The following is a 25,440-nucleotide window of genomic DNA, read 5'->3' as shown; positions in this document are numbered from 1 at the left end:
GCGCAGGCGCTCCATGTCGGCATCTTGTTGAATAATGAGGGGGACATTATAGGGGCCAGCCGCCTGTGGCGACCAGCCCCGTTTTGAGCTCGGGTGTCAGGGTGTGACACCCATCAGCCTGATATCAAACCGGAGCCAGCCGCTGATGGAGGCTGCGATAGTAATCATCTGCCAGCAATTCGTGATGGGGAGCACAGAGGCGGATCTGTCCCTCTTCCATCAGGGCAATCCGGTCCATCTGCTCCAGCCCCAGCAGACGGTGGGAGATGAGCAGCAGAGTGCGTTCAGCTCCCAGCTTGAACAGCAGATCCATGATCTCCCGCTCGGTCTGGCTGTCGAGCCCTTCGGTCGGTTCGTCGAGCAGCCAGAGCGGCGCATCGTGCAGCAGGGCGCGGGCGATGCCGATGCGGCGACGCTCGCCACCGGAGAGCGGTCGGCCACCGTCGCCGAGCCAGGCATCCAGACCTGCCTCATCTTCCAGCAGATTGGCCAACCCGACCTGGGTCAGCACCGCAATCAGCTGCTCGTCAGTGGCGCTCGGTGCCGCCAGCTTGAGGTTGCCCCGCAGGGTATCGGCAAACAGGTGTACCCGTTGGCTCACCACCGAGATGGAAGCGCGCAGCGCCCCTTCGCTGTAATCGGTCAGCGGCTTGCCATCGAGCAGGATCTTGCCTGCCTGCGGGCTCCACTCACGGGTCAGCAGCCCCATCAGGGTCGATTTGCCGCAGCCGGTCTGGCCCAGCAGCGCCAGCTTCTCACCGGTTTGCAGTTGCAGGGTGCAGCCACGCAGCACTGGCTGGGGGTTACCGGGATAGCCGAAGTAGAGGTCGCTGATCTGCAGGGCGCCACCCTTGGCGTGGGTCTGTTCACTGCCCCATTCGGGGGCTTTTGCCTCTTGCAGGATCTCGTTCAAGCGGCGAGCTGAGGTGAGGCTGGTGGAGAGGTGTTGGAACGCTCCTGCCAGCGGCATCAGGGCCTCGAAGCTGGCCAGGGTGGCAAACACCATCAGCGCGGTAATGGGGTCGGGGGCCGCGCCCGCCACGCCATGACCGGCCAGCCAGAGCATCAGGGTCAGGGTCCAGCCACTCAGCAGTTGTACCGAGAAGTTGGCCAGCCCGCTCACCTTGGCCATGCGGGCCTGCGCAGCGAGCAGCGCCAGTTCGGCATGTTGCAGCGCCACCAGCGCCTTGGGGGCGGCGGCAAACATCTGCAGTTCGGCCTGGCCATCCAGATAGTCCACCATCCGGGTGCGCAAGGCCGACTTCTCGGCAATCAGCGCCTGACCGGGGCGACGGCCGAGGAAGTAGAACACCAGCGGCAGGGCGATCATGCCAAACAGCAGAATGGCGCCGAGGGTTAGGGCGAGGTGGCTGTCAAAAAACGACAGGAAGAAGACCAGTCCGGCACTGCTCAGCAGGGCCGCGCCGATAGGGGTGATCAACCGCAGATAGACGTGGTCCATCGCGTCGATGTCGGCCACCAGTCGGTTGAGCAGGTCGGCCTGGCGGAAACCGGCCAGGGTACCGGTTGAGAGTGGCGAGAGTTTTTGCCAGAACCAGACTCGCAGCCGGGTCAGTACCCGGAAGGTGGCATCGTGGCTCACTACCCGCTCACCCCAGCGACCGGCAGTGCGGATGATGGAGAAGAAGCGCACCCCGCCAGCGGGGGTCATGTAGTTGAAGCTGTCGCGGCTAGCGACGGCCATCCCGGCAACGGCGGCGGCAGAGAGGAACCAGCCGGAGAGTGACAGCAGCCCCATCCCGGCGATCAGGGTGACCAGCGCCAGCAACAGGCCGAGGGAGAGGCTGAGCCAGTGTTGGCGATAGAGGCGCAGAAACGGCAAGAGATCAGTCATCGAGAGAACCCCCGGAACGTTGAGACAGAAGACGGGCAAAGTGCCCCTCTGCCTGGCTTAATTGCTGGAAGCTGCCTTGCTCCACCAGCTGGCCGCGCTCAAGTACCAGGATCTGATCCATCTTGGTGAGCTGGTCGAGGCGGTGAGTGATCATCAGCAGGGTCTGATTGGCGATGACCTGCTCCAGCGTGGTCATGATGGCGCGCTCGGAGTGGCGATCCAGACTGGCGGTCGGTTCGTCCAGCACCATCAGCTGGGTCGATTTGAGCAGGGTTCGCGCCAGGGCGAGGCGCTGGGCCTGACCGACCGAGAGGCCGCCAGCCTGATCGCCAACCGGATAGTCGAGTCCCTTTTCCATGGCAAATTCCCAGGCCTGCGCCCGTTTCAGGGCATCTTCCAGCTCGGCATCGCTGGCCGTTGGCTTGGCCAGCAGCAGGTTGTCGCGCAAGGAGGCGTGGAACAGCTGCGGGTTTTGCGAGAGCCAACCCAGCTGCAGGCGCCACTGGCTCATATCGAGGGTGGCGAGCTCCTGTCCGTTCACCTTGAGCTCACCACGATAGGGGGCAAAGCCGAGCAGGGCGTTGACCAGCGAGCTCTTGCCTGCACCGCTGATCCCGATCAGCGCGGTGCGCGAACCGGCTGTAAGGGTGAAGTCGATGGGGCCGACCAGCACCTTGCCTTCGGCGCTCAGCACTTCAAGCCCTTTGGCTTCTACCTTGACGGGGCTGTCGGCATGGAACGGCGCATTGCCTGCGGCCGGTTCGCTCACCTCGGCCTCGAGGAACTCCAGCAGCTGCTCGGCGGCGCCGATGGCTTGCGCCTTGGCGTGGTAGTGGGCGCCCAGTTCCCGCAGTGGTGCGTAGAACTCGGGGGCGAGAAACAGCACGAACAGGCCGGTAAAAAGGGTCACTTTGCTGCCATAGTGGCCAAAGTCGAGGTGATCGATATAGGAGAAGCCGAAGTATACGGCGACCAGTGCCACCGAAATGGCGGCGAAGAACTCCAGCACGGCAGTGCTTAAAAATGCGAGGCGCAGCACTTCCATGGTGCGCTCACGAAAATCTTCCGAGGCATCGCGAATGGCGTCACCTTCTGCCTGGGTACGCATAAAGAGTTGCAGGGTGCGCAGCCCCTTCAGGCGATCGAGGAAATGGCCGGAGAGACGAGCCAGCGCCTGGAAGTTGCGGCGGTTGGCATCGGCGGCACCGACACCGACCAGGATCATGAAGATGGGGATAAGCGGGGCCGTGCCCAGCAGGATCAGGCCAGCGGCCCAGTTGACCGGGAACACGGCCACCAGAATGACCACCGGAATAAAAACGGCAATGGCCATCTGCGGCAGGTAGCGGGAGAAGAAATCCTGCATGTTTTCAATCTGTTCCAGCAGCAAGCTGGCCCAGCTACCGGCCGGGCGGCGCTGGATATAGGCAGGGCCGAGTCGGCTTAAACGAGTCAGTACCAGCTGGCGGATGGTCTGGCGCACCGCGCTGCCCGCCTTGAAACTGGCCACTTCCCGGCCATAGGCCAGCGCTGCTTTGCCGAGGGTGACCAGCAGCAGAGTAATAAAGAGCGTAATGGACTGCTCGGGTGTCGAGCCTTCGATGATGAAACCATGCAGCAGGGTTGCCAGCAGCCAGGCTTGCGCCACCATCAACACGCCCTGGCCCAGGCCAAAGGCGATGGAGATCGTGATCCAGCGGCGACCGTGACTCGATTGCTTGCGCAACCAGCCATAGAGACGTTTTTGCGTTTTTTTATCCATTACCACCATCCTCGCGTCGAGTGGCGCAAGACTATCCTCGCTGTTTGGCCTTGGCAACCTTGTAAATTATCTGTGCGGAAAATGTTTGCTTGAAAAAGCAACCGACTGTTCAATCCTTGTCCGAACAGATTGATTTATTGAAAAAAGTGGCAATGGCAGCATTGCGCTCGGCGGCAAAATGCATATAGTAGGAGCCCTGACGCGGGTGTAGTTCAATGGTAGAACGGTAGCTTCCCAAGCTGCATACGTGGGTTCGATTCCCATCACCCGCTCCAAAATTTTAGATGCCAGGCGGGCATCGTATAATGGCTATTACCTCAGCCTTCCAAGCTGATGATGCGGGTTCGATTCCCGCTGCCCGCTCCAGCTTCAAAACAAAAAGCCCACTCCTGCGAGTGGGCTTTTTGTTTTGCATCCTGTTCACCCTTTGACGCAACGATCATCCTTGCTCGGCATTAAGGGAAACCACAGAGACAGAAAAGGCGCCCGAGGCGCCTTTTCAGATCAACAGTGTAGCAAGAGCTTATTCCTGCTCCAGCTCACCACAGAAACGGTAGCCTTCGCCGTGGATGGTGGCGATGATTTCCGGGGTATCATTGACGCTTTCGAAGTGCTTGCGGATGCGACGGATGGTCACATCGACGGTGCGGTCGTGGGGTTTCAGCTCACGGCCGGTCATCTTCTTCAGCAGTTCGGCACGGGTCTGGATCTGGCCCGGGTTTTCGCAGAAGTGCAGCATGGCGCGGAACTCGGAGCGCGGCAGCTTGAACATGTCGCCAGTCGGGCTGACCAGTGCGCGGCTGTTGATGTCCAGTGCCCAGCCGTTGAACAGGTAACGCTCAACCAGCTTCTTCTCTTCGCCACCGGCTGCCACGTTCATGGTGCGGCTCAGCAGGTTGCGGGCACGGATGGTCAGTTCGCGCGGGTTGAACGGCTTGGTGATGTAATCATCGGCGCCGATCTCCAGACCCAGGATCTTGTCCACTTCGTTGTCACGACCGGTCAGGAACATCAGGGCGATGTTGTCGTTCTCACGCAGCTCACGGGCCAACAGCAGGCCGTTCTTGCCTGGCAGGTTGATGTCCATGATCACCAGATTGATGGTGTGGGAAGTCAGGGCTTGATGCATCTCGTCGCCGTTGTTGGCTTCAAGCACAGCGTAGCCTTCTGCTTCGAAAATGCTTTTCAGGGTATTGCGTGTGACCAGCTCGTCTTCGACGATCAGAATGTGTGGTGTTTGCATGAGTATTCCCAGATTCTTATCAGTTAATTATCTTAAATTTAACACTCTTTGGCGTTTCAAACCGATTTCCTGACTGATCCTGAAAATTTATTACGTCATCCTGGGTATGAGAGTCAGGTCGGAATATCGCGAATTTGGCATCAGTACCGGCAAGCATCCCTGTGCCACTTATAGGTTCCCGACAAGTCTGGTCGAGTAAAGCCTGGAAAGGTCGTCCATTACGAAAGTTGCCGTATTTTATCAGTTAACAGGAGCATAACAACACTCTTTGCCGTCAGATAGCAACTTTTTAACTCTGCTTTGATGTAGGTCAAACCCTGGCTCAGCTGCATCATACTTGGCCTGAACCACATTTTCGCCCCTATAAAATGTAATGGAATGTAACATGTGATTGACATGATTTTGTGGGAAAACTACAAGAAAATCTGCTTTATGGCGCCATTTGAGGTGCCTGACTGGCCTGCATTCGCAATCATCACCGCCTGGAATCCGGCCAGTGTGCGCGTCAGTGAACGTCGCAATCGACGGCGAGAACGGGCTCTGTGGCGCCATCTGACCGAGGATTTGCAGGTCACGGCGGCTGGCCCGCTTTGGGGGGCAGCTCCTGATGAGAGCTGGCAGGAGTCATCGCTGGCGGTGCCGCTCTCCTTGTCACAGGCCCGTCACGTGGCCGTCCGCTTTGGCCAGAATGCCATCTACTGGGTAGAGGATGGCAGGCTCTGGTTGGTGCCAGTATTGACTGATAAATCAGCAGTTTGTCTGGGCAATATTGAATCCTTCTGGATTGCCAGAAACCTTGCCCGATGAAACAATGAACACCTTCATGTATCTGAAAGGAATCAAATCATGCTGGATCTCCTGCCCGACCTTTGCGATCAACATGGCGACTTGCTGCAAGTGGCCGACCCGGTGTTTCACGATTTTGGTGGCAAGCCCATCTTCTATGGTCGCGCCGTGACCCTCTCCTGCTATGAAGACAACAGCCTGGTGCGAGAGCTGGTGACCCGTCCTGGTCAGGGCAAGGTGATGGTGATCGATGGGGGCGGTTCGCTGCGGCGGGCGCTGCTTGGCGATCAGCTGGCGGTCAAGGCGGTGGAGCAGGGGTGGGAGGGGATCCTGATCCACGGCGCAGCGCGGGATGTTGGCACCCTGGCCACGCTGGCGCTCGGGGTCAAGGCGTTGGCGGCCTGCCCGGTCAAGACCGAGAAGCGGGGACAGGGCGAGCTTGGTGCCGTGGTGACCTTTGCTGGCGTGACCATTCACGAAGGGGATTACATCTATGCGGATCGTAACGGCGTGGTGGTGAGTGCCACGCCGCTGATTTGACTCAGAAGTTGAAACCGACGCCCAGACTCAGCGCCTGATCGGCCGTGAAGGCGCTGACACCATAGTTGGCGGTGAGGGAGAGTCGGGGGGTGAGCAACAGGCTGGAGTTGAGCTCCAGCAGGGTGCTGCCCTGATTGAGTTCGAGATGTTTGATTTGACTGCCAATCTTGAACGATGGCGAGAGCTGATAACGAACCCCCGAGGTCATGTTGAAGCCAGATTGGCGGTTCTGATCTGCGACCGCCGGGCCCGCTTCCATAAAGAGCGTGACATCATCTAGAACCGGATATTGATAGCCGCTGTTGACCAGCCAGAGATCAAAACTGTCGCTGTGATGGTTATGGCCATTGAGCAGCACACCCGAGTAACTTTTGACATAGAGTGACGGGTTGGATTGCGGCTGCACCACAGTCCAGTCGGCGGCCTGTACGGCCATGCTGGTGCAGGATGCAAGCAGTGTAATGATGAACGACTTGACCATTCGTTTCCCCTCCCTGGGTCCGGAACTGAGCCTAAGCATGGCACATGCCAGTTGGGAGTGTAGTGAGTCAGGATCATAATAAAATCCTTTGGCATGGGCGCTGGTCATGATAAACAAGCGGCCGTATTGATGAGTTCAATCATTAAGAGGTGAATCCATGAACAAGAAACTGACTCTGCTGGCGGCACTGGCACTGGGAGGCTGCGCAATGGCGGCCGGTTCTACCATGGCTCAGTTGCAGGCATCCAGCTGGCAGCTGCAAGGTGCCAGTGGCGATACCTTCACCCTGCAAGTTGTCGATGGCAAAGTGGCGGGCAAGGGTGGCTGCAATGGCTATTTTGGCGGCATCACCAAGCAGGGTGACGGTGTCTTGACGCTGGGCCCCATGGGGGCAACCCGTATGATGTGCATCGGCGATGAGATGAACAAAGAGATGGAGTACCTGCAGAAGCTGGAGAAGGTGGCCACCTACTCCATCCATGGTAACCAACTGACCCTGAGCGATGCCAACAAGGCTACCCTGCTCACCTTCAACGCCGTGCCTGCCACCAAATAAGGCACGCCGTTCGTCTGATTACCCTGGCAGCACTGACTGCGCAGGCGCGTCAAACGCCCTGATACGCCCTCCCCGTGGAGGGCGTCTGTTTATCTGCGGCGAGCCCATTGTCGCTCTCTATATCCACGCGTCTATTTCCCTATTCGCTCGACTTTATGCCAGAACATCGTACCTTCGCTTCGGTACGTATCTTGATCATTTCAATAATTCTTGTATAGTTGAAATGAAAGGGCATTCAGCGAGGGACAATCATGAACAAAGAGACGGCCACCAAGGTCTTTGAATCGCTGGCTTCCGGCATCCGGCTCGATGTGTGGCGGCTGCTGGTCAAGGCCGGGCTGGAGGGGCGAGTCGCCGGTGAACTGGCCAGCGAGCTCGATATTGCCCCCAATACCCTCTCGTTTCACCTCAAGGCGATGCTCAATGCCGGTCTGTTGTCGGTGGAGCAGGAGGGGCGCTTTCTGCGCTACCGCGCCAATATCCCCCTGATGCTGGATGTGATCGCCTACCTCACCGAGGAGTGCTGCGCCGGTCATCCCGAGGCGTGCGGCATGATGCGCGCCGAGTCAGCCTGCTCCCCCCATGTTCTGCCTGCGCAGCCTTGCTGCAACAAGGAGTAATGCCATGTCAGCCATTCAGATTTTTGATCCCGCCCTCTGTTGTTCCAGCGGTGTCTGCGGCACCGAGGTTGATCAGGCGCTGGTCACCTTTGCTGCCGACCTTGCCTGGGCCAAGGAGCAGGGGGTTGCCATCGAGCGTTTCAATCTGGCCCAGCAGCCGATGCAGTTTGCCGAGACTCCTGCCGTCAGCGCTTTTCTGACCCACGCCGGGGAGGAGGGATTGCCGCTGGTGCTGGTGGAGGGTCAGGTGGTGTTGACCGGCCGCTATCCGAGCCGCAGCGAGCTGGCCCGTTATGCCGGGTTACCTGCGCCACAAGCGGCTATCAAGGGGATCGTCAAGGGCGGCTGCTGCTCCGGCAGCGGTTGCTGCTGAGTTGCAACGCGTCATTCGGGAGAGACTATGTACCACTTTCTGACCAATCCGCCGCCGTTTCTCTTTTTCACCGGCAAGGGCGGGGTTGGCAAGACCTCGCTGGCCTGCGCCAGTGCGGTGGCTCTCTGTGATATTGGCAAGCGGGTGCTGCTGGTGAGTACCGATCCCGCCTCCAACGTGGGGCAGGTGTTTGCCACCGAGATCGGCAATCGCGTTACCGCCATCACCGCTTTGTCCGGCTTGTCGGCGCTGGAGATAGATCCTCCCGCGGCGGCCAAAGCTTATCGGGAGCGGATTGTCGGCCCGGTGCGCGGCAAGTTGCCCGAGAGCGTTGTGCGCAGCATCGAGGAGCAGCTCTCCGGTGCCTGCACCACCGAAATCGCCGCCTTTGACGAATTCACCGCGCTGCTGACCGATCAAACGTTGCTGGCCGAGTATGACCATATCGTCTTTGATACGGCCCCGACCGGCCACACCATCCGGCTGCTGCAACTGCCGGGAGCCTGGAGCGAATTTCTGGAGCAGGGCAAGGGGGATGCCTCCTGCCTCGGCCCGCTGGCGGGGCTGGAGAAACAGCGCAGCCAGTATGGCGAGGCGGTCGCCGCGCTGGCCGATGCCGCTCGCACCCGGCTGGTGCTGGTGGCGCGCGCCCAGCACTCCACCCTGCGAGAAGTGGCCCGCACCCACGAAGAGCTGGCCGCCATCGGTTTGTTGAACCAGCAACTGGTGATCAATGGCCTCTTCCCTGAGGGGGCCATTGCCGGAGATCCGCTGGCAATGGCGCTCTGGCAGCGTGAACAACAGGCGCTTGCCCAGATGCCGCTGGGGATAAAAGGGTTGGCGCAGGATCATATCCCGCTACTGGCTACCAATCTGGTGGGGGTCGAGAGCCTGCGCCAACTGCTGCAACCACAGGATGCTGGTGAGCAGGCACCACTGGCAACGTCAACCCATCAGCCAGCTCAGCCCGAGTTGAGTTCGCTGGTGGATGAATTGGCCGCCGATGGCCATGGCCTCATCATGCTGATGGGCAAGGGCGGGGTGGGCAAAACCACGCTGGCGGCCGCCGTGGCGGTGGAGTTGGCCAGCCGCGGCTTGCCGGTGCACCTCACCACCTCGGATCCCGCCGCGCACCTGAGCGAGACCCTGGCAGGTAGTCTGCCCCATCTTGAGGTGAGCCGCATTGACCCCCACGCCGAGACCGAGCGTTACCGCGCCCAGGTGCTGGCCACCAAGGGGGCGGCGCTGGACGAGCAGGGGCGGGCACTGCTGGAGGAGGACTTGCGCTCCCCCTGTACCGAGGAGATCGCCGTGTTTCAGGCCTTCTCCCGCATCATTCGCGAGGCGGGCAAGCGCTTCGTGGTGATGGATACGGCTCCCACCGGCCATACCCTGTTGCTGCTCGACGCCACTGGCGCCTATCACAGGGAGATCGCCCGCCAGATGGGGAACAAGGGGCTGCACTTCACCACTCCCATGATGCAGTTGCAGGATCCCAAACAGACCAAGGTGCTGATTGTGACCCTGCCCGAGCCGACGCCGGTGCAGGAGGCGGCCAATCTGCAGGCCGATCTGCGCCGCGCTGGCATCGAGCCCTGGGGCTGGCTCATCAACCACAGTTTGCAGCAAGCCGCGGTCTGCTCGCCGCTGCTGCAACTGCGGGCCGAGCGCCAGTTGCCCCATATCGAGGCGGTCGAGCAGATGCACGCCAGCCGCTACGCCGTGGTGCCGCTCTTGGCCGAAGAGCCGGTGGGGCCCGATGCCCTGCGCCGTCTTTGCCAGCACCATTGAGTTGCCGCCCCGGCTCGTGCCGGGGCGGTTTGAATATGCCGTTACTGGTTATGAACCCGGGTTTTGAACCTTTTTTGAATCAATAGAAGATGCGGAATTGCGCCGCATCGGGAGCTGTGATGTCTGCAACATGTGATGCCAAGGCCGTGCCTGCCATCGGTTTTTTTGAACGTTATCTGACCGCCTGGGTCGCCCTCTGCATTGTGGTGGGAATTGGCCTCGGGCAGGGGTTGCCGGATCTGTTCAAGGCGATCGGTGCCATGGAGGTGGCCAAGGTCAACTTGCCGGTGGGGCTGCTGATCTGGGTGATGATCATCCCCATGCTGCTCAAGATCGACTTCGGTGCCCTGCATCAGGTGAAGGGCCATATGAAGGGGATTGGGGTCACCCTCTTTATCAACTGGCTGGTCAAACCCTTCTCCATGGCCTTCCTCGGCTGGCTCTTTATCCGCGTGCTGTTTGCCGACTGGCTGCCAGCGGATCAAATCGACAGCTATGTGGCGGGGCTGATCCTGCTGGCGGCGGCCCCTTGCACCGCCATGGTGTTTGTCTGGAGTCGCCTCACCAACGGCGATCCCTACTTCACCCTGTCGCAGGTGGCGGTGAACGACCTCATCATGGTGTTTGCTTTTGCCCCGCTGGTGGCGCTGCTGCTCGGGGTCTCCAGCATCGTCGTGCCATGGGATACCCTGCTGACTTCGGTGGTGCTCTATATCGTCATCCCGGTCATCATTGCCCAACTGCTGCGCAAGGCCTTGCTGAAAAAGGGAGAGGCCCATTTTGACGGCGTCATGACCCGCATCCAGCCCTGGTCGGTGGCGGCCCTGCTGCTCACGCTGGTGCTGCTGTTCGCCTTTCAGGGCAACGCCATCATCGAGCAGCCGCTGGTCATCGCCCTGTTGGCGGTGCCGATCCTGATCCAGGTGCTGTTCAACTCGGGATTGGCTTACTGGCTTAACCGCAAGGTGGGGGAGAAGCACTCGGTCGCCTGTCCTTCAGCCCTGATCGGTGCCTCCAACTTCTTTGAACTGGCGGTGGCCGCCGCCATCAGCCTGTTCGGCTTTCACTCCGGCGCGGCGCTTGCCACCGTGGTCGGGGTGCTGATCGAGGTGCCGGTCATGCTGCTGGTGGTGCGCATCGTCAACGCCAGCAAACCCTGGTACGAAGCGGGGCTGAGCCGTTAACCGATGGCCGTTAACAGATGGCGGCTAACTGATGCTATCCACTTTACTATTCACTTGATTAATGAGAGACAGGTCAATGAGTGCAATCACCATCTATCACAACCCGGAATGTGGTACCTCCCGCAACACCCTGGAGCTTATTCGCAACAGCGGCGTCGAGCCCATCGTGATCCACTATCTGGAGACGCCCCCCTCCCGCGACCGCGACCAGCTGGTGGCGCTGATCGCCGCCATGGGCATGCCGGTGCGCGATCTGCTGCGCAAGAACGTGCCCCCTTACGAGGCGCTTGGTCTGGCGGAAGATCGTTTCAGCGATAATGAGCTGGTCGATGCCATGCTGGCCCACCCCATCCTCATCAACCGCCCCATCGTCGTCACCCCCCTCGGCACCAAATTGTGCCGCCCGTCGGAACTGGTGCTCGATATTTTGCCCGATCAGCAAAAAGGTGCCTTCTCCAAGGAGGATGGCGAGCAGGTGGTGGACGCGAGCGGCAAGCGGCTCAAGTAATCGCCTGAATGCTCCAATACGCAGCGCAATGCGGCCAGCCCTACGCTGGCCGCATTTTTTTTTGAAAAAACTGAAGGAGTTATCCCGACCAATCGTTTTATCGCTTTTTTTGTGACATGGATCACTGTACCATCGCCGCCCGACCTGCCACCCGGCCGCATATCCCCCTGCGACGGCGCTGGCGTCACCCGATACATGCTGTCACCCGGAACGTGAATGACCCCAGGATGGGACCCGCCACTAACCTGTAGGTTTGTGGTCTGCGTGTCGCGTGGGTCGGCACCTCTCCGCCGGATCTCCCGCGACGCCTGTCTGCAGACTTGCCATATGAAACTCCTCTCTTCATAGGTGCAAGATGACACTGTTATTGAGTCTGGTCGGTATGCTGGCCCTGATGTTTATCGCCTGGCTGGCTAGTGAAAACCGCCGAGCCATCCGCTGGCGAACCGTGCTGGGGGCCCTCGCCCTGCAAACCGGTTTTGCCGCCCTGGTGCTCTATTTCCCCCCCGGACAAATCATGCTCGGTGCCATGAGCAATGGCGTCTCCGCCCTGCTTGGCTTTGCCGACAGCGGCATCCGCTTCGTGTTTGGCGATCTGGCCAGCAACGGCTTTATCTTTGCCGTGCGGGTGCTGCCGCTGGTGATCTTTATCAGCGCGCTGATCGCGGTGCTCTACCACTTCGGCATCATGCAGTGGGTGATCCGGGTATTGGGCGGTGCTGTACACCGCCTGCTCGGTACCAGCCGCGCCGAATCTCTGGTGGCCACCGGCAACATCTTCCTGTCGCAAGGGGAGTCGCCGCTGCTTATTCGCCCCTTCCTCGCCGGAATGACCCGCTCCGAACTTTTTGCGGTGATGACCTGCGGCATGGCCTCGGTGGCGGGCTCGGTGCTGGGCGGTTACGCCGGTCTGGGAGTGGATCTTAAATACCTGATTGCCGCCTCCTTTATGGCGGCGCCCGGTGGCCTCCTGATGGCCAAACTGCTGGTGCCGGAGCAGCAGCAGGTGAGTGAGCAGGCCGAGATCACCCTCGACAAGAGCGACTACAGCAACGCCATCGACGCGCTGGCGGGCGGCGCCATGAACGGCATGAAGATCGCCGTGGCCATCGGTACCATCCTGCTTGCCTTTGTCAGTGTCATCACCATGATCAACGCCGGTCTTACCACCGTCGGCGAGTGGTTCGGCTGGGCCGATCTCTCCCTGCAGCAGGTGCTGGGTTATCTGTTTGCCCCGGTGGCCTGGCTGATTGGTGTGCCCGCCAGCGAGATGATGGCAGCTGGTTCGCTCATTGGTCAGAAGGTGATCATGAACGAGTTCGTCGCCTATCTGGACTTTGCCAATATCAAGGCCGATCTGAGCGCCCATACCCAGATCATCATCACCTTCGCCCTTTGTGGTTTTGCCAATCTGGGCTCCATTGCGGTGCAGCTCGGCTCCATCGGCACCATGGCGCCGGAGCGCCGTCACGATGTGGCCAATATGGGCTTCAAGGCGGTGTTGGCGGCGACTCTGGCCAACCTGATGAGCGCCACCCTGGCCGGGATTTTTGCCTCACTGGCCTGACAGCTTGAGGTGATGGCTGGTGGATCAGCCGCAGATTAAACAATGCCCCGCTTGTCTTGCGACAAGCGGGGCATTTTTATTGTCACCTGCCAGCCAGGCAGTTTTATCGCCAGTTATATCATTTTGGTAATTTTGAATATGCCGCGAAGAGGATAGCTATTAATGAATGGCGAGATTGAAATTGAGTTATTTGAAAGTAACGAAGAGCGACTGCCACAATTCAGTTATATGACAATGCTCCCGGTTTGAGATGTTCGTATGGATGAGGGCGAATTATCTCAGAGTTAATTGTCATGGCTTTTTTGTGCAGAGCATCACACATACTTCGAGTAATAAAAACTACTATCGCCAAGGTTAGGGAGGGGAGTTCAAGATGATGGCTGACCAGTGTGCATAAAATTTTGTGCAACACTAGTCGGCAGGTTTAATGCTCATCGTGAACTGCAACCCCCTGATATCAGCCTTATCCCTCATGGGCGCTGATGATGTCTACTCTATACACAAGCCCCGGTCATATGGCCACTCTGAAGCAGGTAATAACGTTATCTCAAGCTTTATGACTGGTCTTGCCAAGGGAATCATTTGTTTGTTATCCGAATTCGCCTCGGTGGTTTTCATCGCCTCCTGGCAGCCCCTGCTCTTCATATTGATTGATATTGCGATGCAATCAGGCTGTATGGATCTGCTGTTGGCGCTGGGTGGTTAATTAAGGAATCCATTAATAATGGCGATGGGCATCAGCAGGCAGTAATTGTTGATGGATGTAATAATTGACAGCTATGGAACAGTAACATGCATAAATCACTACTCGCTATCTCCTCGATTTTACTTCTGGGTGCATCTTCATATGCGGTACGTGCTGCTGATTTATTTCCACAGGGGGAACATACTAATTTTGATACCTATGTGCTGGCACTCTCTTGGCAACCCGGGTTTTGCCAGTCCAAAGGTTACTCCCCTGCTGAATGCCCTAATCTGCGTAACGGTGAAGGTGAGCTTGATGCACTGACCATTCATGGGTTGTGGCCGAGTTTACCCGAATCTCTGAACATCAGCGTGGGTAACTGGCATAAAAAAGGGTGTAATGCGGTTTATAATCCCCAAACAGAGAGGAATTACCCCAGTGCGACCAAGCCATGGTGTAATAGCAAGCCTGTTGATATGTCACCGGCGTTTCACCAGGGGCTGGTGAAGTATATGCCGGGTATCAAAGAGCCGACTTGCTTGCATCAATATGAGTACGCCAAGCATGGAGTCTGTTTTGGCTTCAAACCAGAGGATTATTTTGGGGCGATGATCAGTTTAAATCGCGATCTCAGGAATAGTCCTGTCGGCAAATTTATGAAAGATAATTATGGTGAAGAGGTCAATACTGCTGACTTCAAACAGGTGATTGTCGATACCTATGGTGAAGATGTCAGCCGTAACGCAGTACAGCTTATCTGCACCCCAACCAAGAAAGGCCTTGCTCTTACCGAGATCCGGTTGGCGTTGAGGGCGAGTGAAATAAATACTACTCTTGCTTACACCTCATTTAATACGGACCAGTCAGAAGTTAGCGGCGGTAGCAGCAATTGTGGTAAGAGTTTCACGCTGATCAAATACAGAGAGGATAATAAAAGCCAGCGAGTAGACTAGAGCCTATAAAGCTGATTGATCTCGAGAACATCGTTTGGGCGAAACGATGCAGTATGAGTTGCAAGCCAGAATATTGCATCGTTTCGTTAATACCCGAGAGCGGTCAATCATAAGGGAGTCTGAACAGACTCCCTTCACATTTTGAGGTTATGGCTCGCTGTCCAGAGCCTTGCTATAAGGTCTTAATCACTTAGCCATACACGGTCAAATTTCTTTGATTTCTTGTTCCAAAAGAACACTGAATCAGAACTTGCAAATTTGAAGTAGTGTATGCTCGGGTTTTCCAGTGTTAATGTCTCCGGTTCACCCTTTTCGCAGGTCCAATAACCCTTGCCACACAACGTGGTATAACGTCCCTTATCTGCAAGGTCGATCCCCATAGCAAGATTGACGTTTGGATACTCTTTACCCCAGTCGGTTTGCTCAAGGACGATCCACTCATCGCCATTAGCAGTAGACAGTTTTACCCACAATCCTTCACCACTAAACTTTGTGCTTTTTAATAAAAAGGCATAATCGGTCTTGCCATCACCATTAAAATCTCCCTCGGCGGTTGAATATTTTGTTGGAGACTCATTCCGCAAGGGTTCATCGGCCAACTCCTGTGCGGTAGGCATGCGCCAGCCCTCTGGCAGGTCCAACGCGTACACTGCCTGCGACAGGATCATAGTGAAAATGATGATGATGCTTCTCATAAGTACCTTATAACGTTTGAATTCAACGGCCTGTGCGGATATTGGCACCGTTCTGGTGGAATGATGGGCCTTGTATTGCCACTTAATAGCGGCGCCAGATAGTAGATCACTGGCTGAAGCCAGGGCAATAGCATCATTATTTTGGGTACTGATTGCTGAAATGGTGAAGCCACAGATCCCGGTGTGATCTTATGCCTCGTGTGGAGGCCATTTGTGTGGATATTGATACGTCCAAGCAACATGTCATCCTGAATCAGGATAGCGGCCAAGGTGCTAAAGCCGCCAAGCTACCCGTTGGTATCCGGTTTACTACCCTCTGCACTGTCATTGCCGGGGCCTGCGGTTGGACTGATATTGGTGAATATGAGTTGAGCCATCGCGACGGGTTTTGTCAGCACCAATTATTCGAGCAGGGGCTTTTATTTTCTGATATCAGAACTGTCCGTTAAACCATGGCCCTTGCTGAAATCGTGAGCTGTTTGCATCAACCCGCTTGGCTGGCGGGATAAGCAAGAGAGCCTGCTATCGCCAGTTATATGGTCAGGCTCTTCACGTTTACTTCACCGAGCGGGGGTAGGGTAGACGCACGTTTGCTGTTGGAGCTTCACGCTATGCCCACCATCGTCACCCACGCCGCCGTGCCCCTCTGCCTTGGGCTCGGGCTTGGCAGCCGGATCATTCCGCCGCGCTTGTTGTTGGCGGGGGTTGTCATCGCCATGCTGCCCGATGCCGACGTGCTCGCCTTTAAGCTGGGGGTTGCCTACGGCCATGTCTTTGGCCACCGCGGCTTTACCCACTCCCTGCTGTTCGCCTTTGCCCTGCCCACTCTGGCCATGCTGTTTCATCGCCAGTTAAGGGCCAGCGCCGCTACCGTCTGGTCATTTTTGCTGATCTCGCTGCTCTCCCACAGTCTGCTCGATTCCCTCACCACCGGCGGCCAGGGGGTTGGCTGGCTCTGGCCGTGGCGTGACGAGCGTTTCTTCGCTCCCTGGCAGGTGATCCGGGTTGCCCCCTTCAAGCTTGAGGCATACCTCACCGCCCGAGGTGAAGCGGTGATCCTCTCCGAGCTCTACTGGGTCTGGCTGCCGGGGGTTGTATTGATGCTGGCGTTGATGGGATGGCGGGTGTGGGGAAGGGGACGGTAGTGGTGGGATTGGAAAGGGTGCTGGATATATCGTGGTTGAGCCAAAAATAAAAACTTGGACACCCATCTCTTCTCCAAAATCTCAAGCAGCTCAGATTTAATTACCTTGTCTATATCGTCTCGGGAACAATCAACTAACAATTCAACTCTATGCTCACTAAGTGCATATCCACCTAAACCAGAGGGCGACTCCTCACCTTTTTGAAATGGTGATACAGTGATATCAATCGCTGACAGTTCAAAAAACTCACCGACTCTAGTTAGAGGGCTCTCAATTTCATCTTTCAGCAAATCGGAATATCTGCTTAATTTTCCAGATGCGTTCAATAACGTAACATTGGTTGTCAAGGTAACTTCCTTTGTTTTGAAAAAATTATGGCATAGCGTTCGAATCAACTTACGAAGTGATTGGCGTTTTTTTTTGCCCATAAAGTGACAGATAGATAACACAGGGACACCCAACTTGTTGAGTATTGGCTATGCTACACCTTGTTCAACGCTATAGGGGCCTAAAATTTGCCCACCTAAGGCGTTTATTCTGCAAATCTACCAATCTGACTCGGTATATTGATCGACAATGCGAATTCCCGAATACGATACGCTATTCGAACATACTTGTTCATGTTTCCCTAAAGAGCTGGGACTCCCATCTTTTGGCTGTCAGATAGTATTTGCCTAGTTATGTGAGATTCTCAATGACGCTCTAGCAGCTTCTTTTTTTGCTCTTGAAATTCGTTCTCAGTAAGAATTCCATCGCGTTTGAGCTGATCAAGCTTTTTCAATTCAGTGTAAAGATCTGATTTCGATTCGACACTTCCTGTGTTTTTAATATTTTGATCAAGGCGTACATCAATGGTAGGATCCTTTAATTCAGGACGGCCAAGGCTGGCATCACTGCGATCTAGGCATCTAAATGTGTAATCGAAGGTTGCCAGGCTGTCCCCAAATGAATCCTGGTGTGAGCCTCGTTGAATTTGCATTGGCATAATCTCTTTTCCATGTGATCGACAATATGCCACTGCTTCTTCCATTGCTTGCTTTTTTGCCAAGGCCGGACTCAGCTCACTAGTGGTGCCAATGGTGTAGGTATCAGGGCCTATAGGTATTACCCCACTACTCGTGCAAGCAGTTATCAATAAAGCTAGTAGTACAATACTGACCGCTCTGTATTTCATTCTTTTCTCCTATTTCTTCACATAACATTTTAACATCTCATATGCTGGACTAAAAATCGTAGGTTGGTGCTGAACGAAGTGAAGCCCAACGTTTACCGCGAATATATCTGAAACTCTGTTTTACGGTTTTGCCACATCCTTGTTTATCCCGATCTGGTTGGCGCAATAAGGTTCGCATGTTGAGCTTTGCTACACGCAGCGCCAACCTACAAAAAACCACGCTACCGCCCCTGAGTGACAGCTCCCAGTTCGCTGCTGTTAACCTGCGGGATAGCAACAATCGCAGCCATGGTGCGCTCCCGAGAGAGGGATTGTCGTTTGGCTATCTTAAGGGGGAGAGTGGCATGTCGAGAAGCGGGTTTTGGCGGGAATCTGTGTTGGATCAATAAATTAGTCATTGAGGCGTGGGTTGAGAGAGCACCTCATTTGGCAGGGAATGCAAAGCAGCCCTCACCCCAGCCCTCTCCCGGAGGGAGAGGGGGTAACACGCCCAGCGCTGCAAGCGGGGGACGCGATAAAAAGAAAGGGAGCCGGTCAGGCTCCCTTTGATGTGGTGATGCAGCGATACACCTATGGGTGAGGCGGATACGCAACCGGATCACTCACGGCCAATGGCATTTGGCCAATGCAATCCCTTAGCGGTTGGTCGCGGCCTTCATCCCTTCCACAAACTCTTTCAGACGGGTGAGCATATGGGCCGGGTTCTGGTGGTGGGTCTCGATGATCTTCACCACGGCGGAGCCGGAGATGGCACCGGCGGCGCCAGCGGCGATGGCCTCACGCACCTGAGCCGGTTCGCTGATGCCAAAGCCGAGCAGGGCGGGCGGGGCGTTGAACTCGCGCAATGTGTTGACGAGCCCTTCAACCGGCATGCCGGCCTTGGTCTCGGCACCGGTCACACCGGCACGGCTCACCAGATAGGTGTAGCCATTGCCCAGCTCCGCCACCTGTTTCAGGGTCTCGGCGTCGCCATTGGGCGGGGCGATAAAGATGCTGTCGATGCCGAACTTGTCGGCGGCCGCCTTGTAGGGGGCGCACATCTGCACCGGCACGTCGGCGACCAGCACCGAATCCACGCCTGCCTGCTGGCACTTCTCGTAGAAGCCGTCAATTTTGCGCACATAGACCAGATTGGCGTAGACCAGCAGGCCAATGGGCAGCTGCGGGTACTTGGTGCGGATGCGGCCAAGCAGCTCGAAGCAGTCGTCCGGGGTGGTGTGGCTCTCGAAGGCACGCAGGGCGGCGCCCTGAATGGTGGGGCCATCCGCTACCGGATCGGAGAAGGGAATGCCGAGTTCGAGGGCATCGGCGCCCCCTGCGACCAGCGCATCGACGATGGCCAGCGACAATTCGGGGGTGGGGTCACCCAGCATCACGAACGGCACAAAGGCGCCCTGATTGGCTTCGTCCAGACGGGAGAAGAGTTGTGCGTAACGGTTCATGACAAGGTTCCTTCTTTCTCGAAAATGTCGGCAACGGTGAAGATATCTTTGTCGCCACGGCCGGAGAGGTTGACGATGAGTACCTGCTCTTTCTCCGGTTCACTGCGGGCCATCTTGAGGGCGTGGGCCAGGGCATGGGCGGACTCCAGTGCCGGGATGATCCCCTCGGATTTGGCCAGCTCCAGGAAGGCGTCCAGCGCCTCCTTGTCGGTGATGGAGACATACTCGGCGCGGCCGATGGAAGCCAGATAGGCGTGTTGCGGGCCGACAGAGGGGAAGTCGAGCCCCGCCGAGACGGAGTAGGACTCCTGAATTTGGCCCTGCGGATCCTGCATCAGGTAGGAGTGCATGCCAAAGAAGACCCCCTTGCTGCCGTGACCGAGCGGCGCACCGTGCTCACCCGTTTCGATGCCGTGACCACCCGGCTCGACGCCGATCAGACGCACTTCAGGGTTGTCGATAAAGTCGGCAAACATGCCGATGGCGTTGGAGCCGCCGCCGACGCAGGCGAGTACGGCATCGGGCAGGCGCTCTTCCTTCTCGAAGCACTGGGCCTTGGCCTCTTCGCCGATCATCTTCTGGAATTCCCGCACGATAGTGGGGAAGGGGTGCGGACCGGCGGCAGTACCCAGCAGGTAGTGGGCCGACTCGTAGTTGGCAGCCCAGTCGCGCAGTGCCTCGTTGCAGGCATCTTTCAGGGTGGCGGAGCCGGAGTGCACCGGAATGACGGTGGCGCCCATCAGCTTCATGCGAAATACGTTGGGCTTCTGGCGTTCGCAATCCTTGGCACCCATATAGACCCGGCACTTGAGGCCGAGCAGGGCGCAGGCCAGCGCAGTGGCGACGCCGTGCTGACCGGCGCCGGTCTCGGCGATGATCTCGGTCTTGCCCATCCGCTTGGCGAGCAGCGCCTGACCCAGCACCTGGTTGGTCTTGTGGGCACCGCCGTGCAGCAGATCTTCACGCTTGAGATAGAGGCGGGTCTTGGTGCCTTTGGTCAGATTGCGGGTCAGGGTCAGCGGCGTCGGGCGACCGGCATACTCGGTCAAGAGCGCCTGAAATTCGGCGATAAAGGCCGGGTCTTCCTGAGCATCGACAAAGGCCTTCTCCAGCTGGAGCAGGGCGGGGATCAGGATTTGGGGTACATACATACCGCCAAATTCGCCAAAAAACGGGTTGAGCAGGGTCATAGACTATTCCTTGTATTTATAGGCTTAAGCAGTTCATTCATTTGGTGCATGTGATTTGCGGATGCACAACGCTCTTTTACAGTTGGCGCAGTGCGCCGAAGGCAGCTGCAATCTTGTGCGCATCCTTCTGGCCCGGGGCACTCTCGACCCCGGAGTTGAAATCAAGGCCAAGGCAGCCCACTTGCGCCGCCTGCAGGGCGTTGTCGGGATTGAGCCCCCCCGCCAGCATCAGTTTGTTCTTGTCGAGCGTGGCCAGCATGGCCCAGTCGAACGCCTGACCGGTGCCGCCGCTCTGGCTGCCGACCGCAGTTTTCACGACAGTATCGAGCAGCAGGCGATCCGCCGGATAGTCGAGGGAGGGCAGCAGCTCGCCACTTGTGATTCCTACCGCCTTCCAGATCTGGCAGCCAGCCGGCAGCAGCGCACGGAGCCCCTCGATATAGGCGGCATCTTCATCCCCGTGCAGCTGCACCGCGGAGAGCCCCAGCACCTCCACCGTCTTGACGATGGTGGCGGGCTGGGCATTGCGAAATACCCCGACATAGGAGAGCGGCGCGCCAGCCATCACGGCCCGGGCGGTGGGGATATCGACGTAGCGCGGACTCTTTGCCACAAAGATCAGGCCGCCAAACACGGCGCCCGCCTGATGGGCTGCGGCAGCATCGTCGGCGCGGGTCAGGCCGCACACCTTGTTCTGGCCCAGTACCAGCTTGCGTACTGCTGCCTCCAGATCCTGCTCGGCCATCAGCGATGAGCCCACCAGAAAGCCCTTGGCGTGGTGGCGCAGATCCGCCACCTGAGCACGGTGATTGATGCCGGATTCGCTGATCACCACCCGATCGGCTGGGATGTCTGCGGCCAGCTGTTTGGTGCGGGCGAGATCGACGCTCAAGTCCCGCAGGTTTCGGTTGTTGATGCCGATAACCGGCGCCCCCAGCGCGATGGCGCGGGTCAGCTCCTCTTCATTGCTCACCTCGGTGAGCACGCCCAGACCCAGCTCTTTGGCGACCGCGAACAGGGCGCGATAGCCCTCGTCGGTGAGCACCGAGAGCATCAGCAGGATGGCGTCCGCCTGATAGTGGCGGGCCAGATAGACCTGATAGGGGTCAATCATGAAATCCTTGCAGAGCACCGGTTGGCTGACGCGGCTGCGCACCCGCGGCAGGAAGGCGAAATCCCCCTGAAAGAACTTCTCGTCGGTCAGCACCGAGATGGCGGTGGCGTATTTGCCATAGATGTCGGCGATCGCCTCCGGGCTGAAGTCGTCGCGGATCAAGCCCTTGGAAGGGGAGGCCTTCTTGCACTCCAGAATAAAGCGGGTGGAGCCCGCCTTGAGCGCCCCGACGAAATCCCGATCGCTGGGGGTCAGCGCGCTCTGGAAGCTCGCCAGCGGCTGGGCCAGCTTGCGGGCGGCGACCCACTCCTGCTTGGCCGCCACGATTTTGCCGAGAATGGTCTGGCTGATGGAGGCCATGTTCAGAAAATCATGGGGGGCAATAAGGTCTGACATCTCGTTATCCTTGCGAAGCTGTGAACTGCCCTCAGGGCGCTCTGAATGACTGCTGTGCAGAGTCGTGGCTGACATCATGCCTCCTGATGGCCCGTTTCCTGATGGCTTAGAATGGCGAGGCGGGCAGCGAGCTCCGCTGTCTTGCCGCTCGCCAGCACCGTCAGCACTTGGGTGGCCGCGCTCTTGAGATCCGCTGCCTTGCCCGCCATCAGCAGCAGCGGCGCCACGTTGGCAGCGATGGCTGCGTTGTGGGCCGGGGTGCCACGCCCTTCCAGAATGGCGGCGGTGATGGCGCGGTTCTCTTCCGGCTCGCCGCCCTGAATGGCGCTGACCGGGTAGGTTTCCAGGCCAAAGTCAGCAGGAGTGAGCAGAAATTCGCGGATCTCGCCGTCACGGATCTGGGCGACCTGGGTCGGGCCGTGGATGGCAATCTCGTCGAGTCCGGCGCCGTGCACCACCATACCTGTTTTCAGCCCCAGTGCCAGCAGGGTTTCTGCGAGTGGGCGCACCAGCTCAGGGGCATAGACCCCCATCAGCTGATAGGTGGGGCGAGCCGGGTTGATGAGCGGCCCCAGCACGTTGAACAGGGTGCGGGTCTTGAGGGACTGGCGCACCGGCATGGCGTGGCGCACCCCGGCGTGGTACTGGGGGGCAAACAGGAAGCAGATGCCGAGTTCGTCCAGGCAGCGGCGCGCCTGCGCCGGGCTCATGTCGAGCTTGATCCCCATTTTGTCGAGCAGATCGCTCGAACCCGACTTGCTCGAGACCGAGCGGTTGCCGTGCTTGGCCACTTTCAGGCCGCAGGCAGCGGCGACCAGCGCCGAGGTGGTGGAGACGTTGATGGTGTTGAGGCCATCGCCACCGGTGCCGACGATGTCGCAGAACTCGTAGTCCGGACGCGGGAAGTCGCGCGCTTCCGCCAGCAACGCTTCAGCGGCGCCAGCGATCTCCTCCGGGGTCTCCCCCTTGATCTTGAGGGCGGTCAAGAGACTGGCGAGCACGATGGGATCCACTTCGCCACGTACCACCTGGCCGAAGGCGTCGCGGGTACTTTCACGGCTCAGAGACTGACCCTGATAGAGGGTGTTGAGATGATGATGCATGTTGGTCTCCTTACCTTACCGCACACTGCTTTCTGGACGGGTGATGTGGGCGAGCGCCTGAGTTAGCAGACGGGCCCCTTCCGAGGTCATGATGGATTCGGGATGGAACTGGAAGCCCAGTACCCGCTCATCCTGTTGTTCGATGGCCATGGGCATGCCCTGATAGTGGGCAATCACCGTCAGCTCTTCCGGTACATAGGTGGCGACCAGCGAGTGGTAGCGGGCCACCGGCAGCGGGCTCGGCAGACCGGCGAAGGCGCCGTGGCCGTTGTGCTCAATCAGGGAGCGCTTGCCGTGGACGATTTCGCCTGCCGCACCGACGGTGCCGCCGTAGGCTTCGCACAGGGCCTGATGGCCGAGGCAGATACCGAGGATGGGCACCTGACCGCGGGCCAGCTTGATCAGATCAATCAGGCAACCCGCTTCGTGGGGGGCACCCGGCCCCGGCGAGAGCACCAGCACGGCATCGCCGTCGCAGGCTGCAATCTCGTTCATGATGCGGCTCGCTGGCAGGCTGTTGCGGTAGATCCGCACCGGATAGCCGAGGGAGCGGAACTGGTCGACGAGGTTGTAGGTAAACGAATCGAAGTTGTCGAGCAGGAAGATGTTAGTCATGGCTCACGTCCTTATGTTGCTCCTGCTGGGCGCTCAGGGCTTGCAGGGAGGTGCCATGGCTGGCAGCGATGGCAGCCAGCACGGCCGCCGCCTTGACTCGGGTTTCGTCCGCTTCGGCCTGGGGTTTGGAGTCATAGACCACACCGGCTCCGGCCTGCACATGGGCCACGCCATCTTTAACGAAGGCAGAGCGGATGACGATGCAGGTATCCATCTCCCCTGCGCCATTGATGTAGCCGACGGCGCCGCCGTAGCTGCCACGGCGCTTGCCTTCCACCATGCGAATAAGCTCGCTGGCGCGGATCTTGGGGGCGCCGGTGAGGGTGCCCATGTTCATGCAGGCCTGATAGGCGTGCAGGGCGTCAAGGTCGGCGCGCAAGGTGCCGACCACCTTGGAGACCAGATGCATCACGTGGCTGTAGCGATCCACTTTCAGCAGCTCCTTGACGTAGCGGGTGCCGGGTTCGGAGATGCGGGCGATGTCGTTGCGGCCCAGATCCACCAGCATCAGGTGCTCGGCCACCTCTTTCTCGTCCTGGCGCAGCTCCAGCTCGATGCGGCCGTCGAGATCCCGGTTGATGCTGCCATCGGGGTTGAAGCCGCGGCGGCGGGTACCGGCGATGGGGTACATCTCTACCTCGCGGCTGGTGGCGCAGAATTTCACCGCGCTTTCGGGCGAGGCGCCAAACAGGGTGAAGCCCTCATCCTGCACATAGAACATGTAGGGGCTGGGGTTGGTCTGTTTGAGGCGGCGGTAGGCGGCGATGGGGTTGGGGCAGGGCAGGGAGAAGCAGCGTGACGGCACCACCTGGAAGATGTCGCCACGGCGGATAAAGCCCTTGAGCTTCTCCACCTCGGCGCAGAACTGCTTGTCGCTCTTGTCCACACTGAGGCCGCCATTGAGGGTTTGCGTGGTCAGCGCGGCGCTCAGCTCTTGCTGGCAAGTCTGTTTGAAGGCCGTGAGCCGTTCGGTGAGACGGTGGTATCGGTCTTCTACCCGGCTTTCGTCGCTGTCACCGCCAAAGATGCAGGCGAGCAGTGTGGTTGAGCGCTCGATATGATCGATGGTGATCAGGGTTTCGGCGACATAGAAGCAGTAGTCGGGGCAGTCGCAGCTGCCAGCGGTGACGTCGGGCAGATCCTCGAAGGAGGCGATCAGGTCATAGGCGAAGCTGCCCGCCATAAACAGGGCCTCTTTGCCGAGCTGGCAATCGAGTTCCCGCTGCAGGGTACGCAGCACGTCCAGCACGCTGATCCCCTTGAGGCGGCTATCTTCATCCAGCTCTCGATCGGAGGCCGGGAAGTCGAGCTGCAACTCGCCATCGACCATGCTCTGGATAACGGCGGCAGGCAGGCGCTCGCTCAGCAGGCTCTGCAGCTGGGCGCCGTTGTCACCCAGGCTGCGCACCCGCACGGTGCGGCCACGGCACTCGATGCGCAGGCAGGCATCCACCAGCAGCAGGCTCTGTTTGCCTGCCTTGGAGTCGATCTCGACCGATTCGAGCAGCAGGGTGTTGGGGCGCTCCTGACAGAGGCGGGTGTAGAGCGCCAGTGGATCGGCCACATAGGGGGCGTTGAGCTTGAGGGTATCGAATTCACCCAGAGGAAGGCGATGCGTGGCTGTCATAGTGCGTTCCCTTGCGTGTGATGGTTGTTACCGAT

General features: G+C 58.5%; 25 protein-coding genes and 2 tRNA genes. 15 read left to right on the top strand and 12 right to left on the bottom strand.

Annotated features, from left to right (window positions below):
* Window positions 1–124: 124 nt before the first annotated feature.
* Together cydC and cydD are read right to left on the bottom strand one after the other, a co-directional pair.
* Entirely contained in the window at window positions 125–1,855 is a 1,731-nt protein-coding gene (gene cydC, locus ACE1BR_RS07230) for a cysteine/glutathione ABC transporter ATP-binding protein/permease CydC (protein ID WP_374868920.1), read from the bottom strand.
* Window positions 1,848–3,617, bottom strand: a complete 1,770-nt coding sequence (gene cydD, locus ACE1BR_RS07225) for a cysteine/glutathione ABC transporter permease/ATP-binding protein CydD (protein WP_374868918.1) — start codon at window positions 3,615–3,617, stop codon at window positions 1,848–1,850. The genes cydC and cydD overlap by 8 nt, the downstream gene beginning before the upstream one ends.
* A 201-nt stretch (window positions 3,618–3,818) precedes the next feature.
* Between cydD and ACE1BR_RS07220 the strand changes: the two genes are divergently transcribed.
* A tRNA-Gly gene (locus ACE1BR_RS07220) sits at window positions 3,819–3,892 on the top strand.
* A 16-nt stretch (window positions 3,893–3,908) separates the two neighbouring features.
* Window positions 3,909–3,983: transfer RNA gene (locus ACE1BR_RS07215), tRNA-Gly, on the top strand.
* Between the two features lie 157 nt (window positions 3,984–4,140).
* Here the strand turns inward: ACE1BR_RS07215 and arcA are convergent.
* Entirely contained in the window at window positions 4,141–4,860 is a 720-nt protein-coding gene (gene arcA / locus ACE1BR_RS07210; protein WP_374868916.1) for a two-component system response regulator ArcA, read from the bottom strand.
* Window positions 4,861–5,256: 396 nt separating this feature from the next.
* On the opposite strand from arcA, the gene ACE1BR_RS07205 reads away from it, so the two are divergent.
* Both ACE1BR_RS07205 and ACE1BR_RS07200 read left to right on the top strand, forming a co-directional pair.
* Window positions 5,257–5,667 carry a DUF3293 domain-containing protein gene (locus ACE1BR_RS07205; protein WP_374869073.1) on the top strand — a complete coding sequence of 137 codons (411 nt, stop codon included), beginning with the start codon at window positions 5,257–5,259 and terminating at the stop codon, window positions 5,665–5,667.
* Between the two features lie 39 nt (window positions 5,668–5,706).
* Window positions 5,707–6,186 carry a putative 4-hydroxy-4-methyl-2-oxoglutarate aldolase gene (locus ACE1BR_RS07200; protein WP_374868914.1) on the top strand — a complete coding sequence of 160 codons (480 nt, stop codon included), beginning with the start codon at window positions 5,707–5,709 and terminating at the stop codon, window positions 6,184–6,186.
* A 1-nt stretch (window position 6,187) separates the two neighbouring features.
* Here ACE1BR_RS07200 and ACE1BR_RS07195 read toward each other — a convergent pair whose 3' ends face one another.
* Complete coding sequence (locus ACE1BR_RS07195) at window positions 6,188–6,667, bottom strand: hypothetical protein (protein WP_374868912.1); 480 nt, start codon at window positions 6,665–6,667, stop codon at window positions 6,188–6,190.
* A 157-nt stretch (window positions 6,668–6,824) separates the two neighbouring features.
* On the opposite strand from ACE1BR_RS07195, the gene ACE1BR_RS07190 reads away from it, so the two are divergent.
* The 9 genes from ACE1BR_RS07190 (at window position 6,825) to ACE1BR_RS07150 (ending at window position 14,904) form a co-directional block, all read left to right on the top strand.
* Window positions 6,825–7,223: an META domain-containing protein gene (locus ACE1BR_RS07190; protein ID WP_374868910.1), complete on the top strand. Its 399-nt coding sequence runs from the start codon at window positions 6,825–6,827 to the stop codon at window positions 7,221–7,223.
* A gap of 251 nt (window positions 7,224–7,474) precedes the next feature.
* A complete protein-coding gene (locus tag ACE1BR_RS07185) occupies window positions 7,475–7,843 on the top strand; it encodes a helix-turn-helix transcriptional regulator (RefSeq protein ID WP_201959840.1) in 369 nt (122 codons plus the stop codon).
* 4 nt (window positions 7,844–7,847) lie between these two features.
* Window positions 7,848–8,216, top strand: coding sequence for an arsenite efflux transporter metallochaperone ArsD (arsD, locus tag ACE1BR_RS07180; RefSeq protein ID WP_124243287.1), 369 nt, complete (start codon window positions 7,848–7,850; stop codon window positions 8,214–8,216).
* A gap of 27 nt (window positions 8,217–8,243) precedes the next feature.
* Window positions 8,244–10,007 carry an arsenical pump-driving ATPase gene (gene arsA, locus ACE1BR_RS07175; RefSeq protein WP_374868908.1) on the top strand — a complete coding sequence of 588 codons (1,764 nt, stop codon included), beginning with the start codon at window positions 8,244–8,246 and terminating at the stop codon, window positions 10,005–10,007.
* Window positions 10,008–10,126: 119 nt separating this feature from the next.
* Entirely contained in the window at window positions 10,127–11,191 is a 1,065-nt protein-coding gene (arsB, locus tag ACE1BR_RS07170) for an ACR3 family arsenite efflux transporter (protein ID WP_374868906.1), read from the top strand.
* A gap of 76 nt (window positions 11,192–11,267) precedes the next feature.
* Window positions 11,268–11,699 carry a glutaredoxin-dependent arsenate reductase gene (gene arsC, locus ACE1BR_RS07165; RefSeq protein WP_374868904.1) on the top strand — a complete coding sequence of 144 codons (432 nt, stop codon included), beginning with the start codon at window positions 11,268–11,270 and terminating at the stop codon, window positions 11,697–11,699.
* Between the two features lie 355 nt (window positions 11,700–12,054).
* Window positions 12,055–13,266, top strand: coding sequence for a NupC/NupG family nucleoside CNT transporter (locus ACE1BR_RS07160; protein WP_374868902.1), 1,212 nt, complete (start codon window positions 12,055–12,057; stop codon window positions 13,264–13,266).
* Between the two features lie 427 nt (window positions 13,267–13,693).
* The gene (locus tag ACE1BR_RS07155) at window positions 13,694–13,972 is read left to right on the top strand and encodes a hypothetical protein (RefSeq protein ID WP_374868900.1); all 279 of its coding nucleotides are present in this window, start codon (window positions 13,694–13,696) and stop codon (window positions 13,970–13,972) included.
* 86 nt (window positions 13,973–14,058) lie between these two features.
* The gene (locus tag ACE1BR_RS07150) at window positions 14,059–14,904 is read left to right on the top strand and encodes a hypothetical protein (protein ID WP_374868898.1); all 846 of its coding nucleotides are present in this window, start codon (window positions 14,059–14,061) and stop codon (window positions 14,902–14,904) included.
* A 182-nt stretch (window positions 14,905–15,086) separates the two neighbouring features.
* Here the strand turns inward: ACE1BR_RS07150 and ACE1BR_RS07145 are convergent, their stop codons facing one another.
* A complete protein-coding gene (locus ACE1BR_RS07145; RefSeq protein ID WP_374868896.1) occupies window positions 15,087–15,599 on the bottom strand; it encodes a hypothetical protein in 513 nt (170 codons plus the stop codon).
* Between the two features lie 215 nt (window positions 15,600–15,814).
* Between ACE1BR_RS07145 and ACE1BR_RS07140 the strand changes: the two genes are divergently transcribed.
* Together ACE1BR_RS07140 and ACE1BR_RS07135 are read left to right on the top strand one after the other, a co-directional pair.
* Window positions 15,815–16,048, top strand: coding sequence for a hypothetical protein (locus ACE1BR_RS07140; protein WP_374868894.1), 234 nt, complete (start codon window positions 15,815–15,817; stop codon window positions 16,046–16,048).
* Window positions 16,049–16,210: 162 nt separating this feature from the next.
* Window positions 16,211–16,744, top strand: coding sequence for a metal-dependent hydrolase (locus ACE1BR_RS07135; RefSeq protein WP_374868892.1), 534 nt, complete (start codon window positions 16,211–16,213; stop codon window positions 16,742–16,744).
* A gap of 691 nt (window positions 16,745–17,435) precedes the next feature.
* Here ACE1BR_RS07135 and ACE1BR_RS07130 read toward each other — a convergent pair.
* From ACE1BR_RS07130 to ACE1BR_RS07100, 7 genes are all read right to left on the bottom strand, one after another.
* The gene (locus ACE1BR_RS07130) at window positions 17,436–17,918 is read right to left on the bottom strand and encodes an SHOCT domain-containing protein (RefSeq protein WP_374868890.1); all 483 of its coding nucleotides are present in this window, start codon (window positions 17,916–17,918) and stop codon (window positions 17,436–17,438) included.
* 635 nt (window positions 17,919–18,553) lie between these two features.
* The gene (trpA, locus tag ACE1BR_RS07125) at window positions 18,554–19,360 is read right to left on the bottom strand and encodes a tryptophan synthase subunit alpha (RefSeq protein ID WP_374868888.1); all 807 of its coding nucleotides are present in this window, start codon (window positions 19,358–19,360) and stop codon (window positions 18,554–18,556) included.
* Window positions 19,357–20,550, bottom strand: coding sequence for a tryptophan synthase subunit beta (gene trpB / locus ACE1BR_RS07120; RefSeq protein WP_374868886.1), 1,194 nt, complete (start codon window positions 20,548–20,550; stop codon window positions 19,357–19,359). The genes trpA and trpB overlap by 4 nt, the downstream gene beginning before the upstream one ends.
* A gap of 76 nt (window positions 20,551–20,626) precedes the next feature.
* Window positions 20,627–22,135: a bifunctional indole-3-glycerol-phosphate synthase TrpC/phosphoribosylanthranilate isomerase TrpF gene (gene trpCF, locus ACE1BR_RS07115; RefSeq protein WP_374868884.1), complete on the bottom strand. Its 1,509-nt coding sequence runs from the start codon at window positions 22,133–22,135 to the stop codon at window positions 20,627–20,629.
* Window positions 22,135–23,163, bottom strand: a complete 1,029-nt coding sequence (gene trpD, locus ACE1BR_RS07110) for an anthranilate phosphoribosyltransferase (protein ID WP_374868882.1) — start codon at window positions 23,161–23,163, stop codon at window positions 22,135–22,137. Before trpD ends, trpCF begins: the two co-directional genes overlap by 1 nt.
* 15 nt (window positions 23,164–23,178) lie before the next feature.
* Window positions 23,179–23,778, bottom strand: coding sequence for an aminodeoxychorismate/anthranilate synthase component II (locus ACE1BR_RS07105; protein WP_374868880.1), 600 nt, complete (start codon window positions 23,776–23,778; stop codon window positions 23,179–23,181).
* Complete coding sequence (locus ACE1BR_RS07100) at window positions 23,771–25,405, bottom strand: anthranilate synthase component 1 (RefSeq protein WP_374868878.1); 1,635 nt, start codon at window positions 25,403–25,405, stop codon at window positions 23,771–23,773. The genes ACE1BR_RS07105 and ACE1BR_RS07100 overlap by 8 nt, the downstream gene beginning before the upstream one ends.
* Between the last annotated feature and the right edge of the window lie 35 nt (window positions 25,406–25,440).

The organism is Aeromonas sp. MdU4 (genome assembly GCF_041929505.1).
Taxonomy (GTDB): Bacteria; Pseudomonadota; Gammaproteobacteria; order Enterobacterales; family Aeromonadaceae; genus Aeromonas.
This window is presented reverse-complemented; position numbering and strand designations above follow the sequence as displayed.